Raw genomic sequence first — 8047 nt, forward strand, 5'->3', positions numbered from 1 at the left:
ATGCATCAAGGGATCGCGCGCGCCGAGCAACTGCGCATGGCGCATCGCGCGGCGCATGATCCGGCGCAGCACATAGCCGCGGCCCTCGTTCGACGGCAGCACGCCGTCGGAAATCAGGAAGGCGGAGGAGCGCAGATGGTCTGCGATGACGCGGAACGACGCGACGGTCTGCTCCTGCGGTCCGGTCCCGAGCGCGGATGCGGTAGAATCGATCAGATGACGGAAAAGATCGGTCTCGAAGACGCTGTCGACACCCTGCAGGATGCAGGCCATGCGCTCCAGCCCCAAACCCGTGTCGATCGAGGGACGCGGCAGCGGCTGGCGCTCCTCCTTCGTCACCTGCTCGAACTGCATGAAGACGAGATTCCAGAATTCGAGGAAGCGATCGCCATCCTCCTCCGGGCTGCCAGGAGGGCCGCCCCAGATGTGCTCGCCACGGTCGATGAAGATCTCAGAGCAGGGACCGCAGGGCCCGGTGTCACCCATGGCCCAGAAATTGTCCGACGTCGGGATGCGGATGATGCGATCGTCGCCGAAGCCCGCGATCTTCTTCCAGAGGGCGGCCGCCTCATCGTCGGTGTGATAGACCGTGACCAGCAGCTTGTCCTTCTTCAGGCCGAAATCCCTGGTGATCAGGTTCCAGGCGAGCTCGATCGCGCGCTCCTTGAAGTAGTCGCCGAACGAGAAATTGCCGAGCATCTCGAAAAAAGTGAGATGCCGCGCGGTGTAGCCGACATTGTCGAGATCGTTGTGCTTGCCGCCGGCGCGCACGCATTTCTGCGAGGTGGTGGCGCGCTGGTACGACCGCTTCTCGACACCGGTGAAGACGTTCTTGAACTGCACCATGCCGGCATTGGTGAACATCAGCGTCGGGTCGTTGCGCGGCACCAGCGGTGACGACGGCACGATCTCGTGGCCCTCCGCCGCAAAGTAATTCAGAAATGCCGACCTGATCTCGTTGACGCCGCTCATGTCCGTCCAATCGTAAAAAGCCCGGGGATTCGCTGCAAACGCGCCATCTCACCGGCCCAAGTACCAAGCCATGGCTTTTAGACAAGGGGGATGGCGCTGTCCAGAAAGTGTGCAACAAATCAGCGGCTTGCCGCAGCAGCACAAGGTTCGTTGATAATTGCTGCGGCCGCGTTGACAGCCTTGCCGTGGCCGTGGTTTCCTAAGCCTCGTTCAAGATAGTCACGTCGGGAGAGATCGGCTTACACGCCGGCGCCGAAGGAGCAACCGCCCCGGAAACTCTCAGGCAAACGGACCGCGTGACTTGCTAGCATCTGGAAAGAGGCGCCGCCGGGCCAGTCCCGGGATGCGTCCGCCGACGGGATAATACTCTCAGGCACAGCGACAGATGGGGCTTCGACAGGTTTTCGAGGAATCCTCCTCGGCAACCGCGAGGGCCTCATGATGCTTGCGCGCGAAACCGAAACCGCATTGAAAACCACGCCCTTGCATGCGCTGCATAGCGCCAGCGGCGGCAAGATGGTGCCCTTCGCCGGCTACGATATGCCGGTACAATTCGCACCCGGCGTGCTCAGGGAACACCTGCATACCCGCAATTCGGCCGGGCTGTTCGACGTCTCGCATATGGGACAGCTTGAACTGCGGGCGAAATCCGGCCGGATCGAAGACGCCGCTCTGGCGCTGGAGCGGCTGGTGCCGCAGGACATCCTGGCGGTTGCACCGGGCCGGCAGCGCTACGCCCAGTTCACCAATGAGGCCGGCGGCATTCTGGACGATCTGATGGTGGCGAATTTGGGCAGCCATTTGTTCCTGGTGGTCAACGCCGCCTGCAAGGCCGAGGACGAGGCGCATCTGCGCTCGCACCTGTCGGACAGCTGCATCATCGAGCCGCTTGCCGACCGCGCGCTGATGGCGCTGCAGGGACCGAGCGCCGAATCGGTGCTGGCCCGGCTGTGCCCCGAAATATCGGCGATGCGGTTCATGGATACGGGGCCGCGCCGCATCGACGGCGTCGATTGCTTCGTCTCGCGCTCGGGCTACACCGGCGAGGACGGCTTTGAGATTTCGGTGCCAGCCGAACAGGCGGAAGCCTTGGCGAAAACGCTGCTGGCGAATGGCGACGTGCTGCCGATCGGGCTCGGCGCGCGCGACAGCCTGCGGCTCGAGGCCGGGCTCTGCCTCTATGGCCACGATATCGACACGACGACGACGCCGGTCGAGGGCGCGCTGGAATGGTCCGTTCAGAAGAGCCGCCGCCAGGGCGGCGCGCGCGCCGGCGGTTTCCCGGGCGCCGACAGGATTCTTGCGCAGTTCGAAAAAGGCGCATCGCGCCGCCGGGTCGGGCTGAGGCCGGAAGGCCGCGCCCCGGTGCGCGAAGGTGCGCCGCTATTCGCGGACGAGGTTTCGTCCGAACCGATCGGCCAGGTCACCTCGGGCGGATTTGGCCCCAGCCTCAATGCCCCTGTCGCGATGGGCTATCTGCCGGTTTCGCTCGCCGCCGCGGGCTCCCTGGTGTTCGCCGAATTGCGCGGCGCGCGGCTGCCGCTGCGGGTCGCCGCCACGCCCTTCGTTCCCAACACGTACAAACGTTGAACCTCAAAACGCTGAAGGATCCGTCATGACGACGCTCTACACCACCGACCACGAATGGCTCCGGATCGAGGGCGACGTCGCCACCATTGGCGTCACCGATTACGCGCAGTCGCAGCTCGGTGACGTGGTGTTCGTCGAGCTACCAAAGGTCGGCCGCAGCCTGAAGAAGGCCGAAGCCGCCGCCGTGGTCGAGTCGGTCAAGGCGGCCTCCGACGTCTATGCCCCGATTACGGGCGAAGTGCTCGAGGTCAACGACGCGCTCGCCGCCGAACCGGCGCTGGTCAATTCCGACGCCGGCGGCAAGGCATGGTTCTTCAAGTTGAAGATCGCAGACAAGAGCGAACTCGGCGGCCTGATGGACGAGACCGCTTACGCCAAGCACACCGCGTGAGCAGCGAGGGTATGAACATGAACGCGCCGCTTAAACACTCCGACGAGCCCGCCGCCACCTTCGTGCGCCGCCACATCGGCCCTTCGCCGCGCGACGTCAGCGCGATGCTGGAGACCGTGGGCTCGAAAAGCCTTGATACGCTGATGGCCGAAACCCTGCCGTCCTCGATCCGGCAGCAGGCGCCGCTCGATCTCGGCAGCGCCTTAAGCGAAACCGACGCGCTGGCGCATATGCGCGAGCTGGCGGCGCAGAACGAGGTGTTCACGTCGGTGATCGGCCAAGGCTACTCCGGCACGATTTTGCCGGCGGTGATCCAGCGCAACATCCTGGAGAACCCGGCCTGGTACACGGCCTACACGCCGTATCAGCCGGAGATCAGCCAGGGCCGGCTGGAAGCCCTGTTCAATTTCCAGACCATGATCTGCGACCTCACCGGGCTCGATGTCGCCAACGCCTCCCTGCTCGATGAAGCCACCGCTGCGGCGGAAGCGATGGCGCTGGCGGAACGCGCCGCGCACGGCAATGCAAAGGCGTTCTTCGTCGATTCCGAAGCGCATCCGCAGACGCTGGCGGTGCTGCGCACCCGCGCCGAGCCGCTGGGGTGGAGCCTCATCGTGGGCGATCCCCTTGTCGATCTCGACAACGCGGCGGTGTTCGGTGCCCTGCTGCAATATCCCGGCACCTCGGGCGCGGTGCGCGACCTCAGGCCGGCGATCGCGGCGCTTCGGGCCAAAGGCGCGCTGGCCGTGGTTGCCGCCGATCTGCTGGCGCTGACGCTGCTGGCGTCGCCGGGCGAGCTCGGCGCCGACATCGCCATTGGCTCGGCGCAGCGTTTCGGCGTGCCGATGGGATATGGCGGACCGCATGCGGCCTATATGGCGGTGCGCGACGCGCTGAAGCGCTCCTTGCCGGGGCGGCTCGTCGGGCTGTCGATCGATTCGCGGGGGCAGCCGGCCTATCGGCTGGCGCTGCAGACCCGCGAGCAGCATATCCGCCGCGAGAAGGCCACCTCCAACATCTGCACCGCGCAGGTGCTGCTGGCGGTGATCGCCTCGATGTACGCGGTCTATCACGGCCCGGAAGGGCTGACCCACATCGCGCGCACGGTGCATCGTCGCACCGCGGTACTGGCTGCCGGATTGCGCCGGCTCGGCTTTGCGCCGCAATCTCAGGCATTCTTCGACACCGTGACGGTCGATGCCGGCAGCAAGCAAAGCGAGATCGTCGCGCGCGCCTTGGCCGAAAAGATCAATTTTCGCATCGGCAAGCGGACCCTTGGGATCTCGCTGGACGAGACCACAACGGCAAAAGAGGTCGAGGCGGTGTGGCGGGCGTTTGGCGGCAAGCTGGCCTATTCGGAGGTTGTGGCGGGCGCACACGAGGCGCTGCCGTCCGAGTTGAAGCGCGCCAGCGGCTTCCTCAGCCATCCCGTCTTCAACACCCACCGCTCCGAGACCGAGCTGCTGCGCTACATGCGAAAACTCTCCGACCGCGATCTCGCGCTCGACCGCGCCATGATCCCGCTGGGCTCCTGCACCATGAAGCTCAACGCCACCTCGGAGATGATCCCGCTGACCTGGCCCGAATTCGGCGCGCTGCACCCGTTCGCGCCGGCCGACCAGGCCAAGGGCTACCATGCCCTGTTCAAGCGGCTCGAAAAGTGGCTGTGCGACATCACCGGCTATGACGCGATCTCGCTGCAGCCGAATTCCGGCGCCCAGGGCGAATATGCCGGGCTGTTGGCGATCCGGGGCTACCACGCCGCACGCGGCGAGCCACACCGCAAGGTGTGCCTGATCCCCTCCTCGGCCCACGGTACCAATCCGGCCTCCGCCAGCATGGTCGGGATGGAGGTCGTGGTGGTGGCCTGCGATGCCAGGGGCGATGTCGACGTCGACGATCTCCGCGCCAAGGCGGAAAAGCACTCGCAAAACCTCGCCGCCATCATGATCACCTACCCCTCCACCCACGGGGTGTTCGAGGAGCATATTCGCGAAATTTGCGAGATCGTGCATGGCCATGGCGGACAGGTCTATCTCGACGGCGCCAACCTGAACGCCCAGGTCGGGCTGTCGCGGCCCGGCGATTACGGCGCCGATGTCAGCCATCTCAATTTGCACAAGACCTTCTGCATTCCGCATGGCGGCGGCGGCCCCGGCATGGGTCCGATCGGCGTCAAGGCGCATCTGGCCCCGTTCCTGCCGGGCCACCTCTCAGCCGACGGACGGGCGCCGGTCGGACCGGTGTCGGCGGCGCCATTCGGCTCGGCCTCGATACTGACCATCTCCTACATCTACATCCTGATGATGGGAGGCGAAGGCCTCACCCGGGCGACCGAAATCGCGATCCTCAACGCCAATTACATCGCCACCCGGCTCGATCCGCATTTCCCGGTGCTGTACCGCAACGCCAAAGGCCGGGTCGCCCATGAATGCATCGTCGACCCCCGGCCGCTGAAGGCAACGAGCGGCGTCACCGTCGACGACATCGCCAAGCGGTTGATCGATTACGGCTTCCACGCCCCGACCATGAGCTTTCCGGTGCCGGGCACGCTGATGATCGAGCCGACCGAGTCGGAATCCAAGGCCGAGATCGACCGCTTCTGCGACGCCATGATCGCGATCCGGCAGGAGATCGCCGAAATCGAATCCGGCCGCTGGAAGGTCGAGGCCTCGCCGCTGCGCCACGCCCCGCACACCGTGCACGACATCGCCGATGATGGCTGGCAGCGGGCCTATTCCCGCACAGATGGTTGCTTCCCCGCCGGCACCTCGCGATCCGACAAGTACTGGAGTCCGGTCGGTCGCGTCGACAACGTCTATGGCGACCGCAACCTGGTGTGCTCGTGCCCGCCGGTCACGGACTACGCGGAGGCCGCGGAGTGACGCGTTGTTAAGGTCATTCGGGGATAGTGCAAGGAGAGCTTCGGATGTGCGACGCACATCATGATGTCCCGGGACTTCGGGTCCCGGACGGCAGCTCGCGCACTTGAAGTGCCACATTACATAAGCGAATCAAAAGTCTCCGCTTTCGGCTCTAAGCACTTTTGGATTCTCGCGATTTCGAATCGTCACCGCCAACGAAACGCTGCCGGCAATCACCTTCCAAAATCAAAACGGGCACTGGGGACGTCGGTAATTCAACGTCCTCAGCGCCCGCTCATGTTGAACTTTAATTCAGGCGACCAAGGCCCGGATAAAGGACCTACTCCTCCGTGGGCTCCTCGCCTTCGGCGTCGCGCTCGGGGCTGCCGGCCAGAATCTGTTCGGCAATCAGGCCGGAGTTCTGGCGGATCGACGCCTCGATCTTCGCGGTCATGTCGGGATTGGCCTTGAGGAAAGCCTTGGAGTTTTCGCGGCCCTGGCCGAGGCGCTGGCTGTCATAGGAGAACCAGGCGCCGGACTTTTCCACGATGCCGGCCTTGACGCCGAGATCGAGGATCTCGCCCATTTTGGAGACGCCCTCGCCGTACATGATGTCGAACTCGACCTGCTTGAACGGCGGCGCCAGCTTGTTCTTCACCACCTTGACGCGGGTCTGGTTGCCGACCACCTCGTCGCGCTCCTTGATCGCGCCGATGCGGCGGATGTCGAGGCGGACCGAAGCGTAGAATTTCAGCGCATTGCCGCCGGTGGTGGTTTCCGGGGAACCGTACATCACGCCGATCTTCATCCGGATCTGGTTGATGAAGATCACCATGGTGTTGGATTTGTTGATCGAGGCGGTGAGCTTGCGCAGCGCCTGGCTCATCAACCGGGCCTGCAGCCCCGGCAGCGCGTCGCCCATCTCGCCCTCGAGTTCGGCACGCGGCACCAGGGCGGCGACCGAATCGATCACCAGCACGTCGACCGCACCTGATCGTACCAGGGTGTCGCAGATCTCCAGCGCCTGCTCGCCGGTGTCGGGCTGCGAAATCAGGAGTTCATCGATGTTGACGCCGAGCTTGCGGGCATAGACCGGGTCGAGCGCGTGTTCGGCGTCGATGAAGGCGCAAATGCCGCCCTTCTTCTGGCCTTCGGCCACCGTGTGCAGCGCCAGCGTGGTTTTGCCCGAGGATTCCGGTCCGTAGATTTCCACCACCCGGCCGCGCGGCAGGCCGCCGACGCCGAGCGCGATATCCAGCCCGAGCGAGCCCGAGGAAATGGTCTCGATGTCCATCGAGCGATCGTTTTTGCCCAGCTTCATCACCGAGCCCTTGCCGAACTGGCGCTCGATCTGGGAGAGCGCGGCCGAAAGGGCCTTGGTCTTGTCCATGGAGGATCCTTCGACGATACGCAGCGCGGTAGTGGGGGCGGCCATTGGTGGTGCTCCTTATGACGGGGATTCGCTAGAGGGACAAACGGACAGCGTTGACGGCAGCGACTTGGGAATAACGTACCCTATTTGTTCCGAGTTCGCAATATGTTCTTTTTCAAATCCCGAGCGAAAGGCTCCATCCCGGGTGGCTCAAGTAGAAAACACAACTGGTGTTTTTCGATTTCACAGGCTGTCGAACCGGTTAACACACGCCTAAATGTTCTACGTAGTACTACGGAGTAGAGCCTTGTTATGGCAGGCATTCCCGGGCTCAAGGGCACCAAGGCAAGTCAGCTTCAGCCAGGGGTCCCGCCGGCACATTGCAGCTCCCGCAACGGAAGTCGGGGCCGTATTCCGTATGACTGCATGTCCGCCTGTCCTCGCGGCCAATTTTCCCGAGCATGATTGCTGCGATCCGCAGACAGCGCCCGATGCCACTTTGCGCCGATCGCCTTCCCTGCTCCGTTGCGGGCCCGGCCGCGCGCGGCATCCGCGACAATCCGCTCCAGAGCGTGTATTGTTTGAACTAACAATCTATAGTTTACTACGAAACCAGCATCCTTGAAGCGTAGCGGGATTTCCGATGATGCACAGGGGCGTCGAGTACACCGTTACGCCGTCAGTGCCGGGCGTCTGGCAATGGCAATTCCGGGTCGGCGACGCGGTCATATCCGGCAAGACCGAGACCAACATCAGGCTGCTCGCCATCCGACGGGTCCAGCTGCGGATTGACCGCGAACTCAAGAAGGCCGAGCCGAAGGATCGGGACGTAAAATCCCGGGATTGATCAACCGGGGT

6 protein-coding genes and 1 riboswitch are annotated in these 8047 nt (G+C 64.0%); of the genes, 4 read left to right on the forward strand and 2 right to left on the reverse strand.

Annotated features, from left to right (window positions below):
* A partial coding sequence (locus Q8N40_RS22840; RefSeq protein WP_305713412.1) for an alanine--tRNA ligase-related protein occupies window positions 1–972 on the reverse strand: 972 nt, incomplete at its 3' end.
* A 215-nt stretch (window positions 973–1187) separates the two neighbouring features.
* Window positions 1188–1276: riboswitch (glycine riboswitch) on the forward strand.
* A 137-nt stretch (window positions 1277–1413) separates the two neighbouring features.
* Here Q8N40_RS22840 and gcvT point away from each other — a divergent pair.
* Genes gcvT through gcvP form a run of 3 tightly spaced genes read left to right on the forward strand, consistent with a single transcriptional unit; the run spans window position 1414 to window position 5838 of the window.
* Window positions 1414–2562 carry a glycine cleavage system aminomethyltransferase GcvT gene (gcvT, locus tag Q8N40_RS22845; RefSeq protein ID WP_305713413.1) on the forward strand — a complete coding sequence of 383 codons (1149 nt, stop codon included), beginning with the start codon at window positions 1414–1416 and terminating at the stop codon, window positions 2560–2562.
* 25 nt (window positions 2563–2587) lie between these two features.
* Entirely contained in the window at window positions 2588–2953 is a 366-nt protein-coding gene (gene gcvH / locus Q8N40_RS22850) for a glycine cleavage system protein GcvH (protein ID WP_305713414.1), read from the forward strand.
* Between the two features lie 17 nt (window positions 2954–2970).
* Window positions 2971–5838 (forward strand): aminomethyl-transferring glycine dehydrogenase, encoded by a 2868-nt coding sequence (gene gcvP / locus Q8N40_RS22855; RefSeq protein ID WP_305713415.1) that lies wholly within the window; start codon window positions 2971–2973, stop codon window positions 5836–5838.
* A gap of 319 nt (window positions 5839–6157) precedes the next feature.
* Here the strand turns inward: gcvP and recA are convergent, their stop codons facing one another.
* Window positions 6158–7252 (reverse strand): recombinase RecA, encoded by a 1095-nt coding sequence (recA, locus tag Q8N40_RS22860; protein WP_305319003.1) that lies wholly within the window; start codon window positions 7250–7252, stop codon window positions 6158–6160.
* Between the two features lie 580 nt (window positions 7253–7832).
* Here recA and Q8N40_RS22865 point away from each other — a divergent pair.
* Window positions 7833–8036, forward strand: coding sequence for a hypothetical protein (locus Q8N40_RS22865; protein WP_305319004.1), 204 nt, complete (start codon window positions 7833–7835; stop codon window positions 8034–8036).
* Window positions 8037–8047 lie beyond the last annotated feature (11 nt).

It is taken from the genome of Bradyrhizobium sp. (genome assembly GCF_030693485.1).
Lineage (GTDB): Bacteria > Pseudomonadota > Alphaproteobacteria > Rhizobiales > Xanthobacteraceae > Bradyrhizobium.

Excerpts from the sequence above, each read along its gene's own strand:
- recA (WP_305319003.1), bottom strand. The coding sequence starts at position 7,252 with ATGGCCGCCCCCACTACCGCGCTGCGTATCGTCGAAGGATCCTCCATG.
- Q8N40_RS22865 (WP_305319004.1), top strand. The coding sequence starts at position 7,833 with ATGATGCACAGGGGCGTCGAGTACACCGTTACGCCGTCAGTGCCGGGC.
- gcvH (WP_305713414.1), top strand. The coding sequence starts at position 2,588 with ATGACGACGCTCTACACCACCGACCACGAATGGCTCCGGATCGAGGGC.
- gcvT (WP_305713413.1), top strand. The coding sequence starts at position 1,414 with ATGCTTGCGCGCGAAACCGAAACCGCATTGAAAACCACGCCCTTGCAT.
- gcvP (WP_305713415.1), top strand. The coding sequence starts at position 2,971 with ATGAACGCGCCGCTTAAACACTCCGACGAGCCCGCCGCCACCTTCGTG.